Annotated in this window: 23 protein-coding genes, 1 tRNA gene and 1 pseudogene; 12 read left to right on the top strand and 13 right to left on the bottom strand. The window is 71.0% G+C overall.

The genetic code is table 11. The features are described 5' to 3' along the window. Positions 1-170: 170 nt before the first annotated feature. Genes ehuA through ehuB form a run of 4 tightly spaced genes read right to left on the bottom strand, consistent with a single transcriptional unit; the run spans position 171 to position 3,229 of the window. Positions 171-962, bottom strand: coding sequence for an ectoine/hydroxyectoine ABC transporter ATP-binding protein EhuA (gene ehuA, locus BU52_RS10570; protein ID WP_037931820.1), 792 nt, complete (start codon positions 960-962; stop codon positions 171-173). Continuing rightward, a complete protein-coding gene (ehuD, locus tag BU52_RS10565; protein ID WP_037931818.1) occupies positions 952-1,602 on the bottom strand; it encodes an ectoine/hydroxyectoine ABC transporter permease subunit EhuD in 651 nt (216 codons plus the stop codon). Before ehuD ends, ehuA begins: the two co-directional genes overlap by 11 nt. Next, positions 1,599-2,315: an ectoine/hydroxyectoine ABC transporter permease subunit EhuC gene (ehuC, locus tag BU52_RS10560; protein WP_037932140.1), complete on the bottom strand. Its 717-nt coding sequence runs from the start codon at positions 2,313-2,315 to the stop codon at positions 1,599-1,601. Before ehuC ends, ehuD begins: the two co-directional genes overlap by 4 nt. Beyond that, complete coding sequence (gene ehuB / locus BU52_RS10555) at positions 2,312-3,229, bottom strand: ectoine/hydroxyectoine ABC transporter substrate-binding protein EhuB (protein WP_037931815.1); 918 nt, start codon at positions 3,227-3,229, stop codon at positions 2,312-2,314. Before ehuB ends, ehuC begins: the two co-directional genes overlap by 4 nt. Before the next feature lie 97 nt (positions 3,230-3,326). Between ehuB and BU52_RS36245 the strand changes: the two are divergent. The 3 genes and pseudogenes from BU52_RS36245 to BU52_RS10545 form a co-directional block, all read left to right on the top strand. Next, a pseudogene (locus BU52_RS36245) lies at positions 3,327-3,455 on the top strand (DUF3830 family protein); the annotation flags it as partial. Positions 3,456-3,712: 257 nt separating this feature from the next. Then, positions 3,713-4,438, top strand: a complete 726-nt coding sequence (locus BU52_RS10550) for a maleate cis-trans isomerase family protein (RefSeq protein ID WP_037931812.1) — start codon at positions 3,713-3,715, stop codon at positions 4,436-4,438. 75 nt (positions 4,439-4,513) lie between these two features. Further along, positions 4,514-5,620, top strand: a complete 1,107-nt coding sequence (locus tag BU52_RS10545) for an LLM class flavin-dependent oxidoreductase (RefSeq protein ID WP_037931810.1) — start codon at positions 4,514-4,516, stop codon at positions 5,618-5,620. Here BU52_RS10545 and BU52_RS10540 read toward each other — a convergent pair. Next, a complete protein-coding gene (locus tag BU52_RS10540; RefSeq protein ID WP_037931806.1) occupies positions 5,596-7,458 on the bottom strand; it encodes a putative bifunctional diguanylate cyclase/phosphodiesterase in 1,863 nt (620 codons plus the stop codon). The genes BU52_RS10545 and BU52_RS10540 overlap by 25 nt on opposite strands. Before the next feature lie 452 nt (positions 7,459-7,910). On the opposite strand from BU52_RS10540, the gene BU52_RS10535 reads away from it, so the two are divergent. Further along, positions 7,911-9,128 (top strand): M6 family metalloprotease domain-containing protein, encoded by a 1,218-nt coding sequence (locus BU52_RS10535; protein ID WP_051858109.1) that lies wholly within the window; start codon positions 7,911-7,913, stop codon positions 9,126-9,128. A 60-nt stretch (positions 9,129-9,188) separates the two neighbouring features. On the opposite strand, the gene BU52_RS10530 is transcribed toward BU52_RS10535, so the two are convergent. The 7 genes from BU52_RS10530 to BU52_RS10500 all read right to left on the bottom strand — a co-directional run bounded on the left by BU52_RS10530 (position 9,189) and on the right by BU52_RS10500 (position 15,553). Beyond that, a tRNA-Lys gene (locus tag BU52_RS10530) sits at positions 9,189-9,262 on the bottom strand. Beyond that, positions 9,253-9,846, bottom strand: a complete 594-nt coding sequence (locus BU52_RS33015) for a bifunctional DNA primase/polymerase (protein ID WP_063830002.1) — start codon at positions 9,844-9,846, stop codon at positions 9,253-9,255. Before BU52_RS33015 ends, BU52_RS10530 begins: the two co-directional genes overlap by 10 nt. A 135-nt stretch (positions 9,847-9,981) precedes the next feature. Then, the gene (locus tag BU52_RS10520; RefSeq protein WP_037931800.1) at positions 9,982-10,347 is read right to left on the bottom strand and encodes a hypothetical protein; all 366 of its coding nucleotides are present in this window, start codon (positions 10,345-10,347) and stop codon (positions 9,982-9,984) included. Positions 10,348-10,565: 218 nt separating this feature from the next. Continuing rightward, a complete protein-coding gene (locus BU52_RS10515; protein ID WP_037931797.1) occupies positions 10,566-11,915 on the bottom strand; it encodes an AAA domain-containing protein in 1,350 nt (449 codons plus the stop codon). Further along, positions 11,912-13,513, bottom strand: a complete 1,602-nt coding sequence (locus BU52_RS10510) for a hypothetical protein (RefSeq protein ID WP_037931794.1) — start codon at positions 13,511-13,513, stop codon at positions 11,912-11,914. The genes BU52_RS10515 and BU52_RS10510 overlap by 4 nt, the downstream gene beginning before the upstream one ends. Next, positions 13,504-14,643, bottom strand: coding sequence for a hypothetical protein (locus BU52_RS10505; RefSeq protein WP_037931791.1), 1,140 nt, complete (start codon positions 14,641-14,643; stop codon positions 13,504-13,506). The genes BU52_RS10510 and BU52_RS10505 overlap by 10 nt, the downstream gene beginning before the upstream one ends. After that, positions 14,594-15,553, bottom strand: a complete 960-nt coding sequence (locus BU52_RS10500) for a phosphatase PAP2 family protein (protein WP_037931788.1) — start codon at positions 15,551-15,553, stop codon at positions 14,594-14,596. Before BU52_RS10500 ends, BU52_RS10505 begins: the two co-directional genes overlap by 50 nt. A 184-nt stretch (positions 15,554-15,737) precedes the next feature. Here BU52_RS10500 and BU52_RS10495 point away from each other — a divergent pair, with 184 nt between their 5' ends. The 3 genes from BU52_RS10495 to BU52_RS10485 all read left to right on the top strand — a co-directional run bounded on the left by BU52_RS10495 (position 15,738) and on the right by BU52_RS10485 (position 19,263). Further along, complete coding sequence (locus BU52_RS10495) at positions 15,738-16,334, top strand: histidine phosphatase family protein (RefSeq protein WP_037931785.1); 597 nt, start codon at positions 15,738-15,740, stop codon at positions 16,332-16,334. A gap of 220 nt (positions 16,335-16,554) precedes the next feature. Then, on the top strand, positions 16,555-17,514 hold the full coding sequence (locus BU52_RS10490; protein ID WP_037931782.1) for a hypothetical protein: 960 nt from the start codon (positions 16,555-16,557) through the stop codon (positions 17,512-17,514). Positions 17,515-17,601: 87 nt separating this feature from the next. Continuing rightward, the gene (locus BU52_RS10485) at positions 17,602-19,263 is read left to right on the top strand and encodes a recombinase family protein (RefSeq protein WP_037931781.1); all 1,662 of its coding nucleotides are present in this window, start codon (positions 17,602-17,604) and stop codon (positions 19,261-19,263) included. Positions 19,264-19,627: 364 nt separating this feature from the next. On the opposite strand, the gene BU52_RS10480 is transcribed toward BU52_RS10485, so the two are convergent. Further along, entirely contained in the window at positions 19,628-19,870 is a 243-nt protein-coding gene (locus BU52_RS10480; protein ID WP_037931779.1) for a GntR family transcriptional regulator, read from the bottom strand. Between the two features lie 413 nt (positions 19,871-20,283). Here BU52_RS10480 and BU52_RS10475 point away from each other — a divergent pair, with 413 nt between their 5' ends. From BU52_RS10475 to BU52_RS35250, 5 genes are all read left to right on the top strand, one after another. Further along, positions 20,284-20,541, top strand: a complete 258-nt coding sequence (locus tag BU52_RS10475) for a hypothetical protein (RefSeq protein ID WP_037931776.1) — start codon at positions 20,284-20,286, stop codon at positions 20,539-20,541. A 1,138-nt stretch (positions 20,542-21,679) separates the two neighbouring features. Next, positions 21,680-21,880 carry a MerR family transcriptional regulator gene (locus BU52_RS10470; protein WP_037931774.1) on the top strand — a complete coding sequence of 67 codons (201 nt, stop codon included), beginning with the start codon at positions 21,680-21,682 and terminating at the stop codon, positions 21,878-21,880. Then, positions 21,877-22,131: a hypothetical protein gene (locus tag BU52_RS10465; protein WP_037931771.1), complete on the top strand. Its 255-nt coding sequence runs from the start codon at positions 21,877-21,879 to the stop codon at positions 22,129-22,131. Before BU52_RS10470 ends, BU52_RS10465 begins: the two co-directional genes overlap by 4 nt. Positions 22,132-22,319: 188 nt before the next feature. Further along, positions 22,320-23,345 (top strand): hypothetical protein, encoded by a 1,026-nt coding sequence (locus tag BU52_RS10460; protein ID WP_157847863.1) that lies wholly within the window; start codon positions 22,320-22,322, stop codon positions 23,343-23,345. A 96-nt stretch (positions 23,346-23,441) separates the two neighbouring features. Further along, entirely contained in the window at positions 23,442-23,618 is a 177-nt protein-coding gene (locus BU52_RS35250) for a hypothetical protein (protein ID WP_157847861.1), read from the top strand. Positions 23,619-23,667: the final 49 nt, after the last annotated feature.

Below are 23,667 nucleotides of genomic sequence, written 5' to 3'. Positions count from 1 at the left end.
CGGGCCGCAATCCGGTCGGCGAATCCCCTCCACGATAGCCGCCGAAGGGGCGGCGGGAAGCGGGGGTTGACAGGATCGCGGCCCCCTCAACTGCGGCGCCGGCCCACTGGCATATGCCGTAGGGATGACCCAGGGCGCGGACCTCGACGCTTGCCGTTCACGCCCCGTGGTTACAGGACCGCGCTGAGGAATTCCCGCGTACGGTCGTGCTCCGGCTCACTGAAGATCTTCTCCGGCGGACCGGCCTCGATGATCCGGCCCGAGTCGAACATCAGCACCTGGTCCGAGATGTCCCGGGCGAAGTTCATCTCGTGGGTCACGCACAGCATGGTGATGTCCGTGGAGCGGGCGATGTCCCGCAGCACGTCCAGCACACCCGCGACCAGCTCCGGGTCCAGGGCCGAGGTCACCTCGTCGAGGAGCAGCACCTGCGGGCGCATCGCCAGCGCCCGCGCGATCGCCACCCGCTGCTGCTGGCCACCGGACAGCTGGGCGGGGTGCTTGTCGATGTGCTCGCTCAGCCCGACCATCTCCAGCAGCTCCCGCGCCCGCTCCTCGGCCGCGTCCTTGGACATGCCGAGCACGGTGACCGGTGCCTCGGTGATGTTCCGCAGCACCGTCATGTTCGGGAACAGGTTGAACTGCTGGAACACCATCCCGATCTTCTTGCGGACCTCGCGGACCTGCTTCTCGGACGCGGGGAACAGCCGGTCCCCGTCGACGGTGATCGTGCCCTCGTCGGGCTTCAGCAGCGTCATCAGCAGCCGCAGGATCGTGGTCTTGCCCGAACCGGACGGACCGATCAGTGTGACGTGCTTGCCGGTGTCGACGGAGAAGTCGAGGTTGTCCAGGACCGTGTGGTCGCCGAACCGCTTGGTGACCTTCTCCAGCCGGATCAGCTCGCCGGTGCCGCGCGGGCTGCCGGGATCCTTCTCGAACGGGGCGTGGGTGTCAGTGGACAAGGCGTCGCTCCAGGGCTCGCAGGGCAAGGGAGGCCAGGTAGGAGATGACGATGAAGGCGAAGCCGATCACCGTCAGGGGCTCGGTGAACTGGAACTGCTGCTGGGCGAAGAGCCGGGCCTCACCGAGCATCTCCAGCACGGTGATCGCCATCAGCAGCGGCGTGTCCTTCAGCATCGAGATGACGTAGTTGCCGAGCGCCGGCACCACCCTGCGCACGGCCTGCGGCAGGATCACCGCGGTCCACGTCCGGCGCAGCGGCAGGTTCAGCGCCGTCGCCGCCTCCCACTGGCCCACCGGCACGGCCTCGATACCGGCCCGGTAGACCTGCATCGTGTACGTCGAGTAGTGCAGCCCGATGGCGAAGACGCCGGTGGTCAGCGCCGAGAAGGTGATCCCCCACTCGGGCAGCACGTAGAACAGGAAGAACAGCTGCACCAGCAGCGGAGTGTTGCGGACGAACTCCGTCACCGCCCCGACCGGCCAGGTCACCCAGCGCGTCGGCACCCGCATCAGCAGCGCCCACACCAGACCCAGCGCGAACGAGATCAGCGAGCCGAGGACCAGGATCTGCAGGGTGACCAGCAGACCGTCCCAGAAGTACGGCATGAAGTCGGCGACCGCGCTCCAGTCCCACTTCATCGGACCGCACCTCCCGCGTTGGTGGTCTCGGGCCGCTTCGGCTCCGGGTCCGGCCTGCGGACCCGGGCCTTGCCGGCCCCCGCCTTCAGCTTCTTCTCAAGACCGCGCATGAGCCGGGTGAGCAGGAAGGCGATCACGAAGTAGATGACCAGGATGTAGGTGTAGATCTCGGCGCTCTCCTGCAGGGCCAGGCGCACCAGGTTGCCGCTGAACGCCAGATCGCCCATGCCCATGATCGACACCAGGGCCGTGCCCTTGAGCAGCTCGATCAGCAGGTTGGAGAACGGCGGGATCATCTCCGGCACCGCCTGCGGCAGCAGGATCAGCTTCATCCGCTGCCAGGGCGTGAAGCTGAGCGCGATGCCGCCCTCACGCTGGGCCGGGTCGACCGCGGCGAGGGCGCCGCGGACGATCTCCGAGCCGTACGCCCCGTAGGTCAGGCCGAGTGCCAGCGTGCCCGCCCACAGCGGCACGAGCTGCCAGCCGAAGGCCGGGGGCAGCACGAAGAACACCCAGAAGATCATCACCAGCGCCGAGGTTCCGCGGAACACCTCGGTGTAGAAGCCCGCCAGGAAGCGGACGAACTTCAGCCGGTGGGTGCGCGCGACACCGACGACGAAGGAGACCGCCGTCGCCAGCAGCGCGCTGAGCACGAGGAGCTGGATCGTGACCCAGACGCCCTTGAGTACGAGTTCCCAGAGTCCCGAGGTCATCCGCCGCACAACTCCTTCGCGGTCAGATCCGTCATCTCGTCCTCGGTGAAACCGAAGGGCTTGAGGATGCGGAGCAGTTCGCCGCTCTCCTTGAGCTCGGCCAGCTCGGCGTTGAAGGCGTCCCGCAGCTTCGTCTCGGTGGGCCGGAAGGCGAAGGCGCCGCCGTCCACGTGCGGCTTGCCGTCGACGATCGGCTTGAAGGGCTCCGTGACCTCCGCCTTGCCCGACTTCTTCACCACCTCGCGGGTGGTGAGGGCGGTCCCGGCGAAGACGTCCACACGTCCGGCCTCGACGGCGTTCAGGCCGGCGACCTGATCGGGGACGATCAGGATGTCACTCTCCTTGTACCCGGCCTCGACCGCGTACGCGATCTCCGCGTACCCGGTGCCGGTGGCGAACTTGGCCTTCTTCTCGACGACGTCCCGGTAGTCGCGCAGCCCCAGCGGGTTGCCCTTGCGCACGATGAACGAATCGAGCATCTGGTAGTCGGGGTCGGAGAAGATGACCTGCTCGCAGCGCTCCGGATTGACGTACATCCCGGCGGCCACGACGTCGAACTGCTGGGAGTTGAGGCCCGGGATCAGCGAGCCGAACTCCGTGGGCACGGGCTGCACCCGGTCCACACCGAGCCGCTTGAAGATCACCTTGGCCAGTTCCGGCGCCTCACCGGTCAGCTCTCCGTTCTTGTCGATGTAGCCGAACGGGATCTCACCGGCGATGCCCAGACGGACCACACCCGCGGCCTTGAGCCGGTCCAGCAGGTCACCGCCGTTCGTGCTCGCCTCCGTGGGGACGCGGGAGCAGCCCGCGGCACCCAGCGCGCCGAGCGCCGCGACCCCCGCGAGCAGCGATCGGCGTGACGGCCCGGGACTCTTCCCGCCTGGTCTGTGTGGTTGTCCTATAGGTGGAGCCATGGCGGCGCGGCTACCCGAACCCATGCATGTTATTCCGGCCGGTTTCGGCCCCGATTCCCACGGAGCCACTCCTGACCGGGGGAGCACGATGGAACGCATGGGTGATCGATACATCGAGGTCACGCTGGTCAAACGCGGTATCACCTGGACGGCCCGGCTCCCGGGCGACCGGGTGCCGATCACCCGCGAAGCCGTCCGGAATGCACTCCCCCTGTCCGGCCACGTCAGTGACCGGGGACGTAACCGCGCCGGCGTGGGGGGTGGTCGACCGGGGCCCGGCCGGAGGCGGAAACGCGCATACCGCTCATCTCGGCCAACCAGGTGACCAGGTGGGCGGCGCTGCGCCGATTGGGTACCCGAGCGGTGGGACCGTATCGGGCGCCGACCCACGCGTCGGCGCCCCCCGGGACCGCACCGCCGGGCCGGAGGGTCCGGTTCCGTACCGCCCGACGAGCCGGAAGAGAAGCAGCAGGAAGGCTGGACATGACCGCACTGGGAATCCTCTATCCGGGCCACTCCGCAGAGGACGACTATCCGCGTATCGAGCAGTTGCTGGGCAGCGACATCCGGGTGGACCTGGTGCACACCGACGTCGGTGAGGACGCCCACCGGGCGGACGCCCTGATGCAGATGGGCACGCCCGAGCGGCTGGCGGCCGGGCTCCAGCAACTGCGCCTGTCGGGCGCCGAGGCGGTGGTGTGGGCCGGCGGCAGTTTCGTGCACGGCTGGGACGGCGCCCACGCGCAGGTGCGCGACCTGGCCCGCGCGGCGGGCATGCCCGCGTCGTCCACCTCCTTCGCCTTCGTGCACGCGCTGCGGGAGATCGAGGCGCGGCGGATCGCCGTCGGCGCCACGTACCCGGACGACGTGGCCGCGCTCTTCGCCGAGTTCCTGCGGACCGGCGGCGTGGAGGTGACCAGGGTGCGCGGGTCCGGCGTCGTCACGGCCGCGGAGGTCGGCTCCTGGGGCGAGGAGGAGCTGTTCGCCCTGGCCCGAGCCGCCGACACCCCCGACGCGGAGGCCCTGCTCCTGCCGGACACCGCCCTGCACACGATCGCCCACATCCCCGCCCTGGAGAAGGAGCTGGGCAAGCCGGTCCTCACCGCCAACCAGGTCACGGCCTGGGAGTGCCTGCGCCTGGCCGACCGCCGGGTGAACGCCCCGGAGCTGGGCGCGCTGTTCACGCGGGAGCCGATCGTGCAGGTGTGACGGCGGAATAGACGGGGGGCGCCTCCTGTTGTCGGGCGGGAACACCGCAGGGCGAGACACAGGAGGCACCCCACCGTGGCCGCAGACGACACCGCAGCCGACGGCATCCGAGGCACGGCCCACGGGGACGCCCCCGTCCCGCTCTCGGTCCTGGACCTGGTCACCGTGGGCGCCGGCCGCACCGCCACCGACGCCCTGCGGACCAGCGTCGGGATCTCCCGGCTCGCCGAGTCCCGCGGCTACCACCGCTACTGGGTCGCCGAGCACCACTCGATGCCGGGCGTGGCGTCCTCCTCCCCGGCGGTCATCCTGGCCCACCTGGCGGCGCACACCGACCGCATCCGCCTGGGCTCCGGCGGGGTGATGCTGCCCAATCACGCGCCGCTGGTCATCGCCGAGCAGTTTGGCACCCTGGAGGCCATGGCCCCGGGCCGGATCGACCTCGGTCTCGGCCGCGCCCCCGGCACCGACGGGGCCACCGCGGCCGCCCTGCGCCGCACCGACCGGCTGAACGAGGGCGCCGACGACTTCCCCCAGCAGCTCGCCGAGCTCACCCGCTTCCTGGACGACGACTTCCCCGACGGACACCCCTACCGCCGGATCCACGCCGTGCCGGGCCCGGTGCAGGCCACCTCGCCCGGCGGCGTGCAGTCGCCGCACCGCCCGCCCGTCTGGCTGCTCGGTTCCTCCGGTTTCAGTGCCCGGCTGGCCGGCGTGCTCGGGCTGCCCTTCGCCTTCGCGCACCACTTCTCGGCGCAGAACACGATCCCGGCGCTGGACCTCTACCGCGAGACGTTCCGCCCCAGCGAGGTGCTCGACGCGCCCTACGCCCTCATCGGCGTCTCCGCGCTGGCGGCCGACGACGAGAAGGAGGCCCGCCGGCAGGTGCTGGCCGCCGCGCTCAACATGGTCCGGCTGCGCACCGGCCGCCCCGGCCTGGTCCCCACCCCGGAGGAGGCGGAGGCCCACCCCTTCACCCCGATGGAGCGGGAGTTCGTCGACTCCTGGAACGCCAACGTCGTCCACGGCACCCCGGACGAGGTCCGCGCGGGCCTGGACGACCTGCAGAAGCGCACCGGCGCCGACGAACTGATGCTCACCGCCAACGCCCACAGCGGTGACGTACGCCTGCGGTCCTACGAACTGATCGCCGACGTCTACGGATTGCCCACGCCCGCCTGAACCCCGGGCGTGTTCAGCAGCTCGGAGATGCGGTCCGGCGACACCGGACGCGAGTACAGCCAGCCCTGACCGGTGTCGCACCCGATCCGGCGCAGCCGGGTGGCCTGCGCCGAGGTCTCCACGCACTCCGCGGTGACCGTCAGACCCAGCCGGTGGGCGAGCTGCACCATCGCCTCGACGATGACCTCGTCCGCCGGGCTGGCCTTGGCGGCGCGGTCCTCGAGCTGGAAGCCCCGGACGAAGGAGCCGTCCAGCTTCAGCACCGACACCGGCAGCCGGCTGAGATAGGCCAGGTTCGAGTAGCCGGTGCCGAAGTCGTCGATGGCGATGCGCACGCCCATGTCGCTGAGCGCCTTCAGTGCCTGGATCGGCCGGCCGGACGACCCCATGATCGCCGACTCGGTCAGCTCCAGCTGGAGCAGCCGCGGTGCCAGGCCCGTCGCGGCGAGGGTGTCGGCGACGTCCGCCACCAGATCGGAGTCCCACACCTGACGGACCGCCACGTTCACGCTGACGAAGATCGGCGGCCCGTCCGGGTGCTCCACCTGCCAGTCGCGGGCCTGACGGCAGGCGGTGCGCAGCACCCAGCGGCCGAGCGGCACGATCGAGCCGTCCTCCTCCGCCAGTGAGATGAACCGATTCGGCGTCAGGGTGCCGAACCGCGGATGGTGCCAGCGGATCAGCGCCTCCACGCCGTGCACCCGGTCGTCCTCCATGCCCACCAGCGGCTGGTACTCCAGCGCGAACTCGCCCCGGTCGATGGCGGGGCGGAGCGCGGACGCGAGGGCCTGGCGGGTCACGCGGTGGGCGTTGCGCTCCGGGTCGAACAGCGTCCAGCGGGCCTTGCCGTCGGCCTTCGCCCAGTACAGGGTCGTGTCGGCGGCCTGCATCAGCGCGGTCGGCGTGGTCCCCGCGGCGTGCCGCTCGACCACCCCGATCGAGGCGGAGACCGACAGCATCCGGCCGGAGAGGTCGAAGGGCGCCTGGATCGCGCCGAGCAGCGACTCGGCGAGGTCGGCGAGCTGATCGGTGCCGGTGGAGTCCTCGACCAGCAGCGCGAACTCGTCCCCGCCGAGCCGGGCCACCAGTGGCGTGCCGGTCCTGGTCCGGCCGGCCTCCTCCGCGCAGCGCGTCAGCCGTTCGGCGACGGCGGCGAGCAACTGGTCGCCGACGCGGTGGCCCAGGGTGTCGTTGACGGCCTTGAACCCGTCCAGGTCGAGGTAGCACAGCCCGATCCGGCCGGTGCCGCTCTCCTCGTACGACTCCGCCTCCAGTGCGGTGGTCAGCCGTTCGAAGAACAGGGTGCGGTTGGGCAGCCGGGTCACCGGGTCGTGCATGCGCAGGTGCCGCAGGCGCTCCTGGAGTTCGCGGTGGTCGCTGATGTCGGCGACCGACAGCAGCACGCCCCCGTCGTCGGCGGGCAGCGGGGAGACGGTCACCCGCACCCAGAGCGCGTGGCCCTCGGGGTGCTTCAGCCGGCGCGTGCAGCGCAGCCTGGCCCGGCGTCCGCGCAGCATCTCCCGGTAGGCGTGCCAGGTGCGGGCGTCCGAGGTCAGGTCCACCAGGTCGGCGGCGACGGCGCCGGCCAGGGTGTCGGGGTCGCGCCCCAGCAGGCCGGCGAGCGCGGCGTTGGCGCCGGTCACCATGCCCTCGCGGTCGACCACGGCCATGGCGAGCGGCGCGGCCGTGAAGACGGAGCGGTACGAGGGGGGTGAGGGGGGCGACAGGGGGCGCGCGGCGGGGGGCCCGGCACCTTGAGACGCGATGATCTCACTCTCCGTGTCGGCCGGCCGGTCGAGTTCTGTCGCGGGCGCCGGCCCTTCGGACGTTCCGCTCACCACTCGCTCCCGCAGTGCACTCGATCGCTGTCCGCCGCTGTCCGTGGCAGGAAAGTCTCTCAGTACCAGGAAATGTGCCGATCATAGAGGCCCGCGCCGGGGCCTTCCAGCCACTGTCCGGCCTTCAGACCGGTCACGCATCTCTGCCTGATCGTTTCTGCTCACGCGTGGACGGCTTCTGTGGGCCTCCGACCAGTTGTGACGTTCCGTGAGTGCGCGGGGTGTCGACTCCGCCCGGCCTCGCTCGGATTCCCGCCTTTCTCACCCGTCCGGTGCAGTTGAACAGGGCGCAGTACGACAAATCACCACAGATTGGGGGGCGGTGTCCCACGAACCGTCCCCCGGAGGTCCCCGTGCCGCGTCAGCTCACCCCGAGAGGACTCGGCCGTGAGTCGCTGCGGGACCGGCTGAGCCGATCGGGTGTACGGCCCCGGCTGCGCAGCACGGCGGCGATGTGCACGACCATGTCGGCGCTCGCGGCGACCTCGATGATCAACGTCCCCTCCGTCGCCGAGCCGTTCTCCGCGGAGCCCTGCGCCCTCACCCGCACCGACGCCCACCACTCCGAGGGGCTGGACACCTGGAACGCCGCATATCCCCGCCCGGCCCGCCAGCTGGACGCGGTGATGCTGTTCCTGTCCTTCCCCGACTCGCACCCCCTGACCACGCCCGACGAGCTCGCCGCCGACCACTTCCCGGCGACCGGCCACTTCTTCCAGCGGGCCTCCTACGGCAAGTTCACCCTGCGCCCGCACCCCCTGCGGCGGTGGATCCGCATGCCGCGCCCGTCCACGGCCTACGCCATACAGCGCGACTGGACCGTCGCCCACCGCGCGGCCTATCTGCGCGACGCGCTCTCCGTGGCGGACCGGCACGTCGACTTCTCGCGCTACGACATCGTGTACCTCGTCGCCGATCCGGACGCGCCGGGCGTGGACTCCGACGCCACCAAGGTCGTCAACCTGGACCGTCCGATGCGCGCCGACGGCACCGACATCCGGCGGGTCGTCACCGTGTTCGAGAACCACCCCCCGGACCGGCTCGTCCTCGCCCACGAGACCGGACACGTCTTCGACCTGCCCGACCTCTACCACCGGCCCGTGGACGGCAAGGGCGACTGGGACACCCATGTCGGCGACTGGGACCTGATGGGCAGCCAGTTCGCCCTCGCCCCTGATCTGTTCGGCTGGCACAAGTGGAAGCTGGGCTGGCTGGAACCCCGGCAGGTGCGGTGCGTGCGGGACGCGGGGCCGGTGCGGCTCACGCTGGAGCCGCTGGGGGCGGGGCCGGGGACGCCGGTGACCGGGGCCGCGGGGGCGCCGTCCTTCGGGCTCGGGCGGGGCACCAAGCTCGCGGTCGTGCGCACCGGTACCGACAGCGTGCTCGCCTTCGAGGCGCGCGGGCCCCTCGGCAACGACGCGGCGGCCTGCCGGCAGGGGGTGCTCGTCTACCGGGTGAACAGCGGCACCCGGTCCGGGCGCGGGCCCGTCGAGGTCGTCGACGCCCACCCGCACACCGAGGCCTGCTGGGAGGACTCCGTCTACCCGCCGCTCGCCGACGCGCCGGTCGCCCTCGGCGAGAGCTTCACGGTGCCGGGGGAGTCCGTACGGGTCGAGGTGGAGGGGCGCACGGCGTCGGGGGCGTGGACGGTGAAGATCACCACCGGCTGACCGGCGCGAGGCGGGTACGCGAAAGGCCCCCCGCTTTCGCGGAGGGCCTTCCCGGTGTCGTGCGCCGCCAGGGACTCGAACCCCGGACCCGCTGATTAAGAGTCAGCTGCTCTAACCAACTGAGCTAGCGGCGCCTGCTGACGTCGTAGACATTAGCATCACGATCGGCGGGAGGAAAAATCGATATCCGCACGGCCGCGCGGGCCGCCCGTACGGCCGCCCAGAGCAGTACCTCCGGGCCCGGCAGCCAGGGACGACGGGTGTCGGGGGCGACCAGCCAGCGGGAACCGGAGCGGGCGGCGGGCGAGGCCGCGCCGGTGAGGGCGGGGACGGTCACCGCGTCACCGGTGCCGTGGCCCAGCAGCGGCGGCACCCCGTCCGTCCGCGCGCCGCGCGCGCCCCACTCCTCCCACTCCATGAGGGCCGGCAGCCGCTGTGCCGTGCCCGGCGCGGCGAAGAGCAGCATCCGGCCGCGGAACTCCGCCACCGGACCCGAGCCCGGGCCCTCCTCCCACATCCGGTCCAGCATCCTGCGCCCGAAGACCGCGGGCGTGCTCACCACGTCGAAGACCACACCGCAGGGCAGCACCACCGGGGCGTCCGGACACTCCCGCCAGAGCGAGAGCGTGCTGCGCGGATACGTTCCGGCCGAGGCGAGCCAGGCGGCACCGTCCGGGGTGACACCGCTGACGTCGGAGGCATTCCGTGTGCTGCTCATGAAGGACAGGTGTACCCGCCGTGAGGGAACGGTTCCGCAGAGTTGCCCGAACCGGTCACGCGGAGCCGGGTGAGCGGGTATCGTGCCCGCCCGGCATATGCCACACCCGTGCGCGCAGGGGGCCGGCGCGGGGGCTCACGCGGGGTCGACGTGCCCGGGACCCTCGCCGCCCCGCATCAGGTCGCGGCCGAACTCGACCATCTTCTTCGCGTAGTCCTCGGTCCAGTCGGCGCGCTCGGCGATGTCCGCCGCCGTCAGCCGGTCGAAGCGCCGGGGGTCGGCCAGCTGGGCAGCCGCCATCGCCTGGAACTCCGTCGCCCGGTCCGCCGCGGCACGGAACGCGAGCGTCAGCTCGGTCGCCCGCTCCAGCAGCGCGCGCGGATCCTCGATCGACTCCAGGTCGAAGAAGTGCTCGGGATCCGAGGCCGCCTCCGCGGGCTCGAACAGCAGGGGCGCGGGGCGTAGCCGCGGCTGGTCCCGACGCGGCGTGTGCTCCGCCATGACGTCTCCTTCACGTACGTCGCGATCGACCCCCAGGAAAGCGGGCCACCGTCCATTGTCCCGCGCCCCCGCAAGAGGGCCTCGTCCCGCCGGGACGGAACGTCCGGGCCGCCACCTCACCCGGTGTTTCCGCCGCGTGGGCGAGGACCGCGTGGTTGGCCTCCCAGCCGTCCGGGGCCGTAACCATTGGCCGCCTTCGGCGGCGTGCCGGAGGGCGGTCAGGGCTGCCATCGCACCCGGTGTTCCGCCAGGTGGGCGAGGACCGCGTGGTTGGCCTCCCAGCCGTCCGGGAACTTCACCAGGGTTCCCAGCTGGACCGGTTCCGTGGACGGGTAGTCGTCCAGGAGGCCGGTGACGCCCTCGCGGCAGACCACGATGCAGGCGTGGCGGTGGCGGGAGGCGAGGACGCACAGGCGGCCCGTCTCCAGGTGGAAGGCGGTGGCGTCGGGGCGGCCGGAGAGGGGGTGCAGGACGACCGTGACGTCGTACTCGCGGCCCTGGAGCCGGTTCGCCGTGTCGACGACCACGTCCGTCACGCCGAGTTCCGCGAGCGCCGCGCGGATCGCCGCCGCCTGGTCGCGGTGGGCGGTGCCCACGGCGACGCGGTCCGCGGTGAGGGGGGTGGGGTCGGGGGAGCGCTCGGAGGCCGCGGCGCCGCCGCGGTCCAGGAGGCGGCGCACGGTCAGGGCCACCGCACGGACCGCCTCCGGGTCCGTGCGGGGAGTGTGGCGGGCGGGAAGCTCCAGCAGGCCCCAGCCGGATTCCGCGGCCTCGTCGATCACCCGGTCGGGGCCCGAGCCGTCCGACGGGACGGAGAAGGTCAGCCCGCGGTCGCCGTGGTCCGTGCCGCTGCGGAACGGCGTGAACGGGTAGAAGGCGTCCGAGACCAGGGGCGCCGCCGAGGCGGGGAGGCGCCAGGAGACCGGCAGGCGGTGCTGCGGCAGCTCGGGGTTGTGGGCGAGCAGCGTCGTCACCGCGGAACCCGACGGGTCGTACGACAGGCCCGCCCACTGCTCGCCGCCCACGATGGAGAACGGGTCGAGCTGGCCCGGGTCGCCCACGAACAGCGCCCGCTCGAACAGGTTGGCCACGGCGAGCAGCGCGTCCGAGCGCATCTGGTACGCCTCGTCCACGATCGCGTGTCCCCACGCCTCGACGCCCTTGACGTGCGCCCACTTCGCCGCCGTGGAGATCACCACGGGCAGCCCCGTGAGATCGGCGGCCTTCGCCGACGGGCGTACGTTCTCCAGCGCGTCGAGCGCCTTGTCGTACGGATCGGTGTCACTGCTGTGCAGGCGCCCCACCGGCAGGTCCGGGTTCTTCTCGGCGAGGCGCAGCACCAGGTCGTCGACCTGCGCGTTGGTCTGCGCCACCACCATCAGCGGGCGGCCGGCCTCCGCCAGCTCCAGCGCCGCGCGCACCACCAGCGTGGACTTGCCGGCGCCGGGCGGGGAGTCGACGACGACTCCGCGCGCGGTGCCGTGCAGGGTGTCGTGGAGGATCGCGTCGGTCGCGCGGGCCGCGGCCGCGCCCGGATCGAACACGGCCCGCGGGGCAGGGGCGGTCACAGCACGTCCTCCTCGGTCACCGGGTCGGCGGGCTCCGGTACGGGCTCCTCGCCGGGCGGACCGCCATGGGTCCACGGGGTCTCCTCCGGGTCGGGCAGCTTCGCCCCGCCGCGCGGTTCGTGCTCGAACAGCGTGAAACACACGCGGTCGCCCTTCTCCGGGACCGACCCCTCCTCCGGCTCCTTGCCCCGGCCCATCCTGTCCATGACGCGCAGGACCAGCAGACCGCCCTCCGGCCCCTCCTCGTACCCGGCGAACTCCGCCGTCTGCGGCTTGCCGCCCAGCGAGCGGTGGACCCGCACCCGCTCGCCGAGATGCGGGCGGTCGTCCGTGCGGACGGTGACCAGCGGGCGCGGGCTCGGCCGCTTGCTCTCGCTGTACGCCATCACCACGTCGACCACCTCGCCCGCGAACGCCTCCCCGGACAGCCGCCGGGCCGCCATCACCAGCGGGTCGTCGAGCGCCTCCTGCGCCTCGAGACGGGCCTGCTCACGCTCACGCGTGGCGAGCTTGTTCGCGGCGGTGACCGCGTCGTCGCGGCGCGGCTGCGGCGGCTCGCCGGCCGCCACCCGGTCCCGGTGCCCGGTGAAGGACCAGCGGTCGCGCGTCCAGCGCTCCTCGACCCGCGCCCCCTGCGGAAGCTCCCGCAGCAGGTCGAGGCCCTGCCACACCGCGTTCCAGGTGGGCAGCGTGCGGCTCTCCACCAGGGCGCGGACCTCCCGCTCGGCGGCGGTCAGGGCGCCCAGGCGGTCGTCGGCCTCCAGGCCGTCCTCCGCCGCCGCGAGCGCGGTACGGGCGCGGTCGTAGCGCTCGATGGCCGGGGCGAGCAGTTTGTTGTCGAACGCCGGATCGGTCGCCGGGCCCGCGGGCGGGCACAGCAACTGACCGTCCGCGTCCCGGGCGAGCTCGGCCTCCTGCGCGGCCTCGGAACCCGAGCGTCCCTCCGGCGGGGCGATCCAGGCGAGCAGCGCTCCCAGGTGCTGGTCCTCCAGCGTGGACTGTCCGGTCGCCCAGTGCCGGCCCAGCACATCGGTCATGGCCAGCAGCAGCGAGGAGCCGGGCACCCTCGCCCGCTCCCCGAAGTGCGTCAGCCACCGCCCGAGCAGCGGTACCCGGGGCGGCGCCGGGAACGGTGCCTCCGGGTCCTGCTCCGCCGTGCGCCGGAACCGCGTCGAGCGCCCCAGCAGCCGTACGAGGTCGATGCCGGCCCGGCTCGGCACGATCAGCTGGGGCGCGTCCGCGCACAGCTCGACCTCGACCTTGACCCGCTTGCCCGTTTCGGGGTCGGTCTCGGAGCGCTCGGCGGCCTCCACGGCGTCCGCGAAGGCGTCGACGTACGGCAGCACCACGTCGGCGAGCTCGGCCAGGAACGCGAACCGCAGCTCGCGGTCGCGCGGCTGGGGCACCACCAGCAGCCGCGGCGCGTCCCGGTCGGTGCCCACCAGCGCGCCGAGCGGGGCGCCCGCCTCACCGGCGGTGGTGAGCGGCACGAAGACCAGGGGACGCTCGGACAGGTGCCGGTGCCGGACGGTGGCGGCGGGCTGGGCGCGGCCGGTATGGACGGCCTCGAGCCGGGCGAGGGTGGAGATCAGCGACAAGGGGCCACCTCCGGCGCGGCCGTCTCCAGCGCCTCCGCGCGCAGGGCCGCCGCCCTGCGCAGCGCGGCCACCGCGGGGTCGTCGGGATCACCGGACTCCCCGCGGGCCGCCGCCAGCACCTCCCCGATCGTCGTCAGACCGCCCAGCTCGGCCCGTACCGGACGGCCCAGGCGCGTCACCATGTCCTGCGCGCGGGCGCGGTCCCGGCAGTGGAAGGCCAGCTCGCACGCGGACAGGCACTCCGGGGCGTAGGTCGCCGGGACCGACTCCACGGCCTCGGTCAGCCGCTCGGCGGGCAGCTCCGGCGAGAAGCACGTGCCCTCGGGCAGGGTGTCGGCGATCTCCTCGATGCGGGTGAGCCGGTCCAGCTGGCGGGCGGTCACCGCGCGCTGCTTGCGCACGTCCACGGCGGACGCGGTCGGCAGGTTGGAGAAGTCCTTGGGACACACCAGCAGGATCCGGTGACGCACGCGCGGGGCAGGGTCCAGCCGCGCGGCGACCCGCTCCAGCGCCAGCACGTACACCGCCGCCTGGCGGGCCGCCGCGCCCACCTTCCCCGGGTCCGCGGCGCCGTCCAGCATCGGGAAGGACTTGATCTCCACGACCGTCCAGCTCCCGTCCGGGTGCACCACGACCGCGTCCGGCTCCAGGAAGGCGGGGGAGCCCGCGACGTCCAGCGCGAGCATCGGGTGGTCCAGCAGCGTCCAGGCGCCGGGTGCCTCGGCGGCCTCGCGCAGCGCCAGCTCCGTACGGGCCGTGCGGCCCTCGGGGCCCTGCGCGGTCAGGTCGGGCACGCGCGCGCCGGCGGGCGGCTCCGCCGCGCGGTCCAGCTTCTCGTGGGCGAGGCGCAGCAGCTCCGTACCGCCGTCCGCCTTGACCTTCGCCTCGAAGGCGTTGCCCCGGACGAACGCGAACTGCGACTGGCCGAAGACCGAGGGCGAGCCCAGCGCGCTCGCCAGCGCCGCCTTGTCCACCCCGGCGCCGTCGAGGATCGCGCGCCGTCTGCAGCCCGGGTTGGCGGCGAGGGCGGCCAGGGCGCGCGCGTCCAGCGCCTTGGCCGGTGCCTCGGGACCGCGCAGCTCAGCGAGCCGGTGCCGGAGCCCCTTCCCCCGCGTCCGAGGGGGAGGCACCCGGTTCGGCCCCTGCTCCGTACCGCGACTCGTGGTGCCGCTGCCGTGGAATTCGCTCACCCGCGGAAGTCTCGCATCCGGCACTGACAATCGAGGACGGTGTGCCGGACGGGCCCGCCGGGACGGGTGCGGTGCGGGGCAGGTACCGGGCCTTCGCCAGGTCCGCGTACCGCATCACGAGGGGGGCCAGCAGCAGGCCGGCGCCCATGACGGCGGCGCCCGCCGCCGCGTCGAGGAAGTAGTGGTTCGCGGTGCCCATCACCACGATCGTGGTCACCAGCGGGTAGACGACGGCGGCGGTCCTCGTCAGGCGCGTGCGCCCGTACTTCCAGAGGATCACGCCGCACCACAGCGCCCAGCCCACGTGCAGGCTCGGCATCGCGGCGTACTGGTTGGTCATGCCGCCGAGCCCGCGCGGGGCGCTCGCCTCGCCGCCCCACCAGCCGTACGCGCTGTAGTGCGCCATCGTGTCGACGAAGCCGTGGCTCGCGTCGAGCAGCCGGGGCGGGCAGGTGGGCAGGAGGGTGAAACCGATCAGGCCGATGAACGTGGAGGTCATCAGCCAGGTGCGGGCCGCGCGGTAGCGCACCGCGCGGGACCGGAACAGCCAGACGAGGATCGCCGGGGTCACCAGGTAGTGCAGCGACGCGTACCAGAAGTCGGCGGGTATCCCTATCCACGGTTCGCGGGTGAAGAGACGGTTCAGCGGGTGCTCGGCGTTGAGGAACAACGCCTTCTCTATACGCAGGATCGCCAGCCCGTGGTCCACGGCGTCGGCGACGTCACCCCGGACGACCAGCCGCCCCGCCGAGTAGCAGGCGTACACCAGGAGGATGAGCGGCAGCTCGGTCCACCAGCGCAGCCGGGTCGCCGGGACCGCCTCGGTGCCCGGTGTCTCGGTGTGCGGCATCCGATCGCTCCCCCTTCGTCCTCGCGCGCCGCTTGTCGGCGGCCGTTCACTCTACGGTGTGGGCGTATCCCCCCGTGAGACGCCCTCGGCACCGATAGACGCAAAGATCTCCCCCGGGGTTGCCCCCGGCCGGGGTACGCGATGATGGGGACCTCCCGCCTGCGAATTCCACGGAAGGTACCCCATGGCACCGCGCATCCTGCTGGCCCGGCACGGACAGACGCAGTGGTCGCTGTCCGGCAAGCACACCGGCAGGACCGACGTACCGCTCCTGGAGGAGGGCAGGCGGGGCGCCGGGCTGCTGGGCGAGCGCCTGCACCGGGCGCCGTTCGACGGGCTGCCGGGCGTCGAGGTGCGCACCAGCCCGCTGGTCCGGGCGCGGGAGACGTGCGAGCTGGCCGGGTTCGGTGACCGCGCCGAGAACTGGGACACGCTCATGGAGTGGGACTACGGGGCGTACGAGGGGATGACCCCGGCGGAGATACAGGCGGCCCGGCCCGGCTGGCTGATCTGGCGGGACGGGGTGCCCGGGGGCGAGAGCCTGGCGGAGGTCACCGCCCGTGCGGACGAGGTGGTGGGCTGGGCCCGGTCCGCAGACCGTGACGTGCTGGTCTTCGCCCACGGGCACATTCTGCGGTCGATCGGGGCGCGGTGGCTGGGGCTGCCGCTGGACTTCGCGGCGCGAGTCCGGTTGAACCCGACGTCGCTGTCGGTGCTGGGGTGGGCGTACGGGGAGCCGGCGATCGAGACGTGGAACGATCTGGGGCACATGGCTGCGTGACCCTGTGCGGGTGCGTGACCCTGTGGGGGCCGGGGGGTGCGGTGCGGCCCCGGCGCTCACGGGGTGCCCTGCGTGGGGCTTGGCCGGGGGGTGGTCGCGCAGCCCGGCGTTGGCGGGGTGCCGCTGCGCCCACCCGTGCCGCCCCAGCGGGAAAGTCCAAGTGCACAACGGCCTGAGATCGGAGCCACAGGGGCTCTGACCAGGACCGAAGGGCAGCACAGTGGACAACCTTCAGTGGCACAAGGACTCGGCCGGTAGCTACTTCGCCACCAACGCCAACGGGCAGCGCATCGCTACGGCGCGCAAGGAAGCTACGGGTGGTGCGTGGATCGGGACGGTGGTCGGTCTCGGCTTCACCTTCGGTGGCCGTCGCCTGATGGACGTGAAGGAACTTGCTCAGCGGCACGTCGAGCGCATTTACGGCGAGGGTGTGTGGGAGCTCTTCCCTGCCCGCGACCTGAAGCCCGGCATGGTCATCACGACCGACACCATGCGGGAAGAGCGGGAGATCGTCTCTGTCTCCGTCGACACCGACGCACAGACCGTGTCCGTTGAACTCTCCTCCGAGTCCTCCCGTGAACTCGGCTTCAACCTCGATGCTGAGTACGCCGTGGGTGAGTACGTCCGCGTGCGAGTGGTGCCCACGGAGGGCGTCCGTGCCGAGAACCTGGCCGAGGGGGACGTGCTGCACTTCGCCGATGGTGAGGCGACCGTGGTGCGTGTCGAGCGGGTAGAGAGCAGCCTCTCTCAGTACCGCGTCTGCTACGCCTTCCGGGCCCTGACTGGTGCCGTTGCTCAGTGCGCCGTGACTGTGTACCCAGGTACGCGCTTCGAGCGCACGGTGAAGCCTGCCGAGCGCGTGACCGGGGCTGAGACGGTCGAGGAGACCCCCGAGGACGTTCCGGCCGTCGAGGAGCCGCACGCCGCCGAGACGGCCGAGGAGCCCGCTCCCGCTGTTCTCCTGCCGGTCGAGGCTGTGTACCTGGAGCCCGGCGACCGAGTGGTGACCCCCGCCGGAACCATGATGACGGTCAAGCGAGTGCGTCGGACGCCGAAGCGCCCCGGACACCTGACGATCATCTGCGCCGAGCACTTCAGCTTCGGCCGGTGGGCTGATCAAGAGGTCATGGTCACGTCGTTCGCTGCGCCCCCGGATGAGCCCCTGGCCCGGACCGCCTGAGACCAGCATCACGGAGGGGTCGGCTTCGGTTGGCCCCTCCCCCTCCCTCACCCTTGAAGCGCACAGACACTCGAAGGACACCCCAGCATGAGCACCCCTGCCCCGAAGCGCGTACTCGGCATCCTGCGACTCTCCCGCGACGGCGAGAACTCCACCAGCATCGAGAGGCAGCGCGAGGACATCGAGCGTTGGGCGGAGTACAGGGGTCACCGGATCGTCGGATGGGTCGAGGACGTGAACGTGTCCGGCTCCATGGCCCCCTGGGACCGTCCCTCGTTCTCCGCGTGGCTGCCCGACACCATCGGGAATCTGCGGGCATCGAAGGCCGAGCAGGAGCTGGCGTGGAACCGTTCGCGCGCTGGCGAGTGGGACATCATGTGCGCCTGGAAGCTGGACCGGTTCTCCCGGCAGGTGCACCACGTAACCGCCCTGGAGCGTTGGTGCCGGGACAACGGCCGGATGCTCGCCACCACTGACGATGGTTTCGACCTGACGACCGAGTCGGGGCGGCTCCTCTTCAACATCCTGGCAGCGTTCGCCGAGGGCGAGCTGGAGCGCATCCGGGCGAGGCAGCGCAGCTCTCGGCGACACCTGGCGAAGGTGGGCCGGTACGCGGGCAGCACGCCTCCCTACGGCTACCGCGCAGAGCCTGCCGAGGACGGCGAAGGGTTCGTGCTGGTTCCCGACGAGACCGGCGTAGCCACGGCGAAGATCGTGCGGGGCATGGTCCGCATGATCCTGAAGGAGGGGAAGACGGCGAACGCCGTAGCGGAGTGGCTGAACAAGGAGGGGCACCCGAAGGCCAAGGATGCTCAGCTCATGCGCAAGGACAAGGCTCCGAAGGGTGCCACCTGGGCGGGCAAGGACGTGTCGGCGATCCTGCGCTCTGAGGTGATCCTGGGCCGCTCCTACCACGAAGTGACGCGCACGAACGACGAGGGGGAGACGGTCAAGCGCACTGAGCTGGTGCTGGCCGAGGACGGCGTCACCCCACTTCAGCGTGCCGCGGCCCTGATCTCCGAAGAGGACTTCACCGCCCTTCAGTCCAAGCTCGACGAGAAGGCCGTGAAGCGGCAGGCGAACCGCCTCGGTCGCGCGCTCCTCCTCGGCGTGGTCGAGTGCGAGTGCGGCCGTCCCTGGTACCGGAACCCCCGAACCAACCCCAACCACACGGCCTACCGGTGCAGCTCGTACAACAAGGCGGGCATGGGGTGCGGGAACTCCAAGAGCATCAACGCGAACAAGCTCGACGCCCTGGTTACCTCCCGCTTCCTGACTGCCGTGGGGAACGCCGAGATCGTCAGGCGGGTGTTCGTTCCGGGCGAGAACCACGACAAGGAGCTGACGACCATCGAGCGTCGCCTGACGTCTCTCCGTAAGGACCGTGCGGCCGGTCTGTACGACGATGACGACGAGTACGCGGCTGACGTGAAGCCCCTCCTGGAGCGTCGCAAGGAGCTGCGTTCCAAGCCGTCCACCCCGGACCGGTGGGAAGAGGTCCCGACCGGCCAGACCTACGCCGAGAAGTGGGCGACGCTCACCACGGACGCCGAGCGGAACGCGGAGCTGATCACCGCGCGGGTCAAGGTCATCGTTCACCGCGAGGAGCTGCCTACGGTGCTGCCCCTGGTGGACCTGCCCGAGGCGAACGCCGACGAGACCGAGGCGACCATGCGTGCCCACTTCGGACGCGTCGCCATCGTCACCCCGGCCAACATGCACCGGAAGGTGAGGGCCGCCAACGGCTGAGCCGACTACGGACAGCTCAGCCGGCCGTCACCCTACGCAGACCCCGTCAGTCACTCGCTGGCGGGGTCTCGTCATGCTCGGGTGAAACACACCCCGTCGCACGGGCCACCACCTCACCTCTTACGGTCTCGGTAGCGGGAGGGAAACCCACCCCGTCCGACGGGCTGCCACCTCACCTCTTCCTACGACGGCAGGAAGGTTCGAGGGGTGAGGATGCGAGCCGAAGACGGCTGACGACTTCGCCCCTGGAGGCTTACCGCCGTCGCCTTCACGCTCGCCGACGCACAGGACTGCCGTCGCTCCTCCGTCGCTCCTCGCAGTAGCTTCGGCCGCCACCCTCGGCGCCTCTCAGGCAAGCTCTCGCCTACGCCTGGGGCTTCGCCAGGACGTACGTCCCCTTGGCGGGCAGGGACGCGATCAGGCCCTCTTCCTTCAACTCCCGCACGGCTCGACGGACAGTGCCGAGGGCTGCGCCGTACTCCTCGCACAGGAGTCGTTCACCAGGGAGCCGAGCACCGACCGGCAGGCGTCCGCTCTTGATCTGCTCGCGAAGGTCTGCGGCGACTTCCTGCCACCGATACAGCGGGAGTCCTGGCGTGTCGGTCATGGGCCCATCCTGCGGCGGCCTACGGGAGCCCGCTCGGGCAGGCTGCGTCAAGCTGCGGACAACTGCGTCATGCTGCGTCATACTCGGAACTGCACAAACGAAGCGAGCCCCGGCCGGATGCGACCCGACCGAGGCTCTACGCCGTCGACTGCAAGGAGTCGAACAACGATGCTGCGCACACTACTGGCCCTGATCACCCGTGGCACAGGCAGGCACAGGAAGCCTCAGAAGCCCACCTCAGCGCCCCTCGCTGCCCGGCTGGACGCAGGAGCCCGAGGAGCCCGCGTAGTCCGCCGAACGGGCCGAGGACTGCCCTCCCGCTACGTCATCGAGGCTGAGACCGTCGACCTTGTCCGCCCGTACTTCCGGGCCTTCGAGGAGCAGGCTCGACGGCGGGCCGAGGAGTGCGTCGCATGACCGAGGAGAGCGAGGCCAAGCGGGAGCCCGTGACGCTGATGACCATCCGAGTCAGCCGCGACTCGGGGAAGACCTGGGAGCCCGAGAGGGCGTACCGCTCCAGCGACCACCTACCCGCGCTCATGACCTCCGCCTGGCCACCGTGCGAGTGCTGGAGGCACCGGGCGCAGCGTGAGCGCGAGGAGACGCAGACACAGCAGCTACTCGCCGACGTGAAGGCCCGCAACCGATGGAGCCGTAACCGTCCAGCCTGAGCAAGGCAAGGCGAGAGCCCCTGTCCTTCGAAGGCGAGGCGGCAGGGGCTCTGTCGTGTGCGGGGCTCACTCGGGAGGCGGAAGCGGCCGACCCTCGATCGCTGCCCGTATGTGCTCGGGAGTCAGGTTCCCCGTGCCGTGCTCCTCACCCCATGCCCTGACCCGGCCAAGGGGGGAGTCTGGCGGAGGCGGCTCCTCGCTCACCGTGCCGCCGAGGAGCGTTGCGCCGAACGCTGCGCCTACGTCTTGCGGGTTGTTCATGTCCATGCGGGAACGGTAGGCCGAGGGTCTGACAGCGTGATCCGCGTCTCACTTCGGCGGATCATCCTGCCGAACCCGCGATCGTCCCCCGTATCAGTAGGTAGGGGATCACCGCCGCCGCGTGACCGGTGTCACTGTCGATCTCCCGCAACAAGCTCATGATCGTTTGGCTCTTTGTAGGTGAGGGCAGTTCACTCCTGACTCGACGGGTGACTGACGTCACGGCAGGGCGAGCGCAACAAACCATGATCGTTCTCGGTATACGTAAGTGAGCGCCGTTCGCCCCCCGCTCGCCAGGTGACCGGCGTCACGGCCCCGACTCTTTCCGAAACGGCTCGCTCGCTCGGTATATACAGGTAGAGGTTTCGCCTCCCGGTGCCGAGTGGCCACCATCACGCCGAGGCGATCCTGACCAACCAAGATCGTTCTCGGTATATATGAGTGAGGGCAGTCCGCTCCCTAGTCGACGACGTGACCGGCGTCACGGACCGGACTCTTTCCGAAGCGGCTCGCTCGCTCCGTATATGTAAGTGAGGGTGGTTCACTCCTCGCTCGCCTGGCCTACGGGTCGGGTCCTCTTCCTTCGGGAGTACGGCAGACGGCGACGTCGTCCAGCCCTCCCCCTGATCTCTCTCCCTCGGTGCGCGTCCTTCCTGTTCGGGTTCCTCGCGCACTCCCGATGCTGCCCGGTCGCCCTGGTCCGGCAACGTCACTCGGCCAGCATCACCTACACCCCCCGTCAGTACCGGTTCACCTCCTACCGGTGCTGACGGGGGGTGTCTCACTTCGGCCCCTCTCTGGACGGCGGCGCCGACGAGACGAACCCGAACCCCAAGCCCACCAAGCCCGCGTCGAGCGGGAGGAAGGAGGCCAGCCAGTGCCTCTCAACATCAACGGCGTGGCGTACCTGTCCACCGCCCAAGCGGCCGAACGACTCGGCGTCACTGCCTCCACCCTCCGTACGCACCGGAGCGACGGCACCAGGAGCGGACTGGAGACGCTGAAGCTGGGCAACGTCGTCCTTTACACCGCCGCTTCGGTCGAGCGTGAAGCCGCCCGTCGAGGTGCTGGCCGATGAGCCGACGCGACAACGGCGGAGACTGGGCCAACACCAACCAGGCCGCCGAGTGGCTGGGGGAGCTTCACCCCCGTGTCCGTGCGTTCGCCTTCCATCTGCGCATGGAGGGCAAGTTGCCGGACGCCTGGGACTACGACGAGACCCAACGGCCGAGGACTGCTCTCGATCGTCAGTGGATCTACGACAACTGGACCGAGTGGGCCGAGGCGTGGACCAAGTGGCGAGCCCAAGCGGAACGGCGTCACCGATGACCCCCCAAGTGCCGCGCTGACGAGCGGCCGGCTCGCACGCTGAATCACCCCAACTACCCATGCCCCGTAGGCCAGATGCCTGCGGGGTTTCGCATGTCCAACAACCTGAAGGAGAACCCGAACAGATGGCTACCAAGACCGCCCCGAAGACCTTCGCTTCCCTCGTCGCCGACGAAGAGGCCGAGGTCATGAAGACCGCCCCCGCTCTTGCCGAAGAGGCCACCGCGGCGAAGGCTCTGATCCCGACCCGCGAGGAGGAGCACGAAGACGCACAGGATCACCTGTCCGGCATCCTCGGCTCCTTCAAGCGAGGCAACGACACTCACACCGCCGCCGACCTGGCCGAGGCTCGCGCCGCCGTCGAGCGTGCCGCCCTGCTCGTCGAGGGACAGAAGGCCAAGGCAAACCGACTGACGAAGGCCGCTCCGAACATCGACAAGAGCCTGTCGGTCCTGGTGGCCGAGGCCGTGGCGAAGGTCGTCCCCTACGCGGCCGAGGTGATCCCCTCGTTCATCCGTCCGGCTGAGGCGCCCGAGAACCTGGCGGCCGGTCCGGTCGTCGTCATCACGCAGGAGGGCAAGGCCACCGACAAGGGCGGCATCCTCACGGCTGGAATCACGATCCGCAGCTTCCGCCTCCCGCACTTCCAGCAGATCGACAAGCGCGACATGGTCCGGGAGTTCGACGCCCGAGGGTGGACCATGCGCTTCGAGCCCATCCAGAGCACCGACCGACAGGACGGGTTCATCGTGGATGTGATCCGAGTGCAGCAGCTCAGCGCTTACGCCTCGGTTCCCGTCATCGCGAAGGAGCCGACCGAGTCCGACGTGAAGCCCATCGTCGGCGCCCTCTCCATCGAGATGGTCAAGGCGTTCCCGATCCGTCGAGACATGGCCGGTGGGCTCACTGTGTCCCCCGGTGGTGGCGTCAGTGGCCCGGACATGAGCGCACGCCCTGAGTCCAAGCGGTTCACGGTCAAGACCAACGGCGACACGCGAACCGTCGTCGTCGAGGCTGAGTACAAGGTCCAGTCGAACACCCCGAACTTCCCGATCGAGGCCGTGCGCGCGGCTGCGGGCAAGGGTGCTCAGGCGATGGTCGACAAGTTTTTCCCCGGCGTCGGCGTGGTCGAGAAGGTGTCGCACTTCGACATGCAGACCGACAACCCTCAGAACGTCGGCGTGCGCGTGGTGCTGACCAGTAAGACCGCCTGATCCCCCAACTTCGCTCCTGGTCCTGGTCCGCGGACCGGGGGCGTTGTTGGGCCGATCAGACCACGGCTCACGCAACCCGAACGGAGAACTTCCCTCATGGCCGAGACCATCGCCGCCACCCTCTTCCTGTTCGTCATCTACGCCGAGGCTGCACACCTGGGCGGGGTCGCTCTCGATCTCGTCAAGCCCGTGCCGCCTCGCTACGTCCCCGCCTCGGTCCGCCGAGCTGAGGCCGAGTGCCAGCGACTCCGAGCGGTGCGCAAGACCGCCTGACAACCCCGGCCGCGTACGTCGACCACATGCCCGAAGACGTACGTACGTT

Origin of the sequence: Streptomyces toyocaensis (assembly GCF_000725125.1) — a bacterium.
Taxonomy (GTDB): Bacteria; Actinomycetota; Actinomycetes; order Streptomycetales; family Streptomycetaceae; genus Streptomyces; species Streptomyces toyocaensis.
The sequence above is the reverse complement of the archived record's forward strand: the minus strand, read 5'-3'. Positions and strand labels throughout refer to the sequence as shown.

Coding starts and splice junctions, on each gene's coding strand:
- ehuD (WP_037931818.1), bottom strand. CDS start 1,602: ATGAAGTGGGACTGGAGCGCGGTCGCCGACTTCATGCCGTACTTCTGG.
- ehuC (WP_037932140.1), bottom strand. CDS start 2,315: ATGACCTCGGGACTCTGGGAACTCGTACTCAAGGGCGTCTGGGTCACG.
- ehuB (WP_037931815.1), bottom strand. CDS start 3,229: ATGGCTCCACCTATAGGACAACCACACAGACCAGGCGGGAAGAGTCCC.
- BU52_RS10550 (WP_037931812.1), top strand. CDS start 3,713: ATGACCGCACTGGGAATCCTCTATCCGGGCCACTCCGCAGAGGACGAC.
- BU52_RS10535 (WP_051858109.1), top strand. CDS start 7,911: ATGTGCACGACCATGTCGGCGCTCGCGGCGACCTCGATGATCAACGTC.
- BU52_RS33015 (WP_063830002.1), bottom strand. CDS start 9,846: ATGAGCAGCACACGGAATGCCTCCGACGTCAGCGGTGTCACCCCGGAC.
- BU52_RS10520 (WP_037931800.1), bottom strand. CDS start 10,347: ATGGCGGAGCACACGCCGCGTCGGGACCAGCCGCGGCTACGCCCCGCG.
- BU52_RS10500 (WP_037931788.1), bottom strand. CDS start 15,553: ATGCCGCACACCGAGACACCGGGCACCGAGGCGGTCCCGGCGACCCGG.
- BU52_RS10495 (WP_037931785.1), top strand. CDS start 15,738: ATGGCACCGCGCATCCTGCTGGCCCGGCACGGACAGACGCAGTGGTCG.
- BU52_RS10485 (WP_037931781.1), top strand. CDS start 17,602: ATGAGCACCCCTGCCCCGAAGCGCGTACTCGGCATCCTGCGACTCTCC.
- BU52_RS10480 (WP_037931779.1), bottom strand. CDS start 19,870: ATGACCGACACGCCAGGACTCCCGCTGTATCGGTGGCAGGAAGTCGCC.
- BU52_RS10475 (WP_037931776.1), top strand. CDS start 20,284: ATGACCGAGGAGAGCGAGGCCAAGCGGGAGCCCGTGACGCTGATGACC.
- BU52_RS10465 (WP_037931771.1), top strand. CDS start 21,877: ATGAGCCGACGCGACAACGGCGGAGACTGGGCCAACACCAACCAGGCC.
- BU52_RS10460 (WP_157847863.1), top strand. CDS start 22,320: ATGAAGACCGCCCCCGCTCTTGCCGAAGAGGCCACCGCGGCGAAGGCT.
- BU52_RS35250 (WP_157847861.1), top strand. CDS start 23,442: ATGGCCGAGACCATCGCCGCCACCCTCTTCCTGTTCGTCATCTACGCC.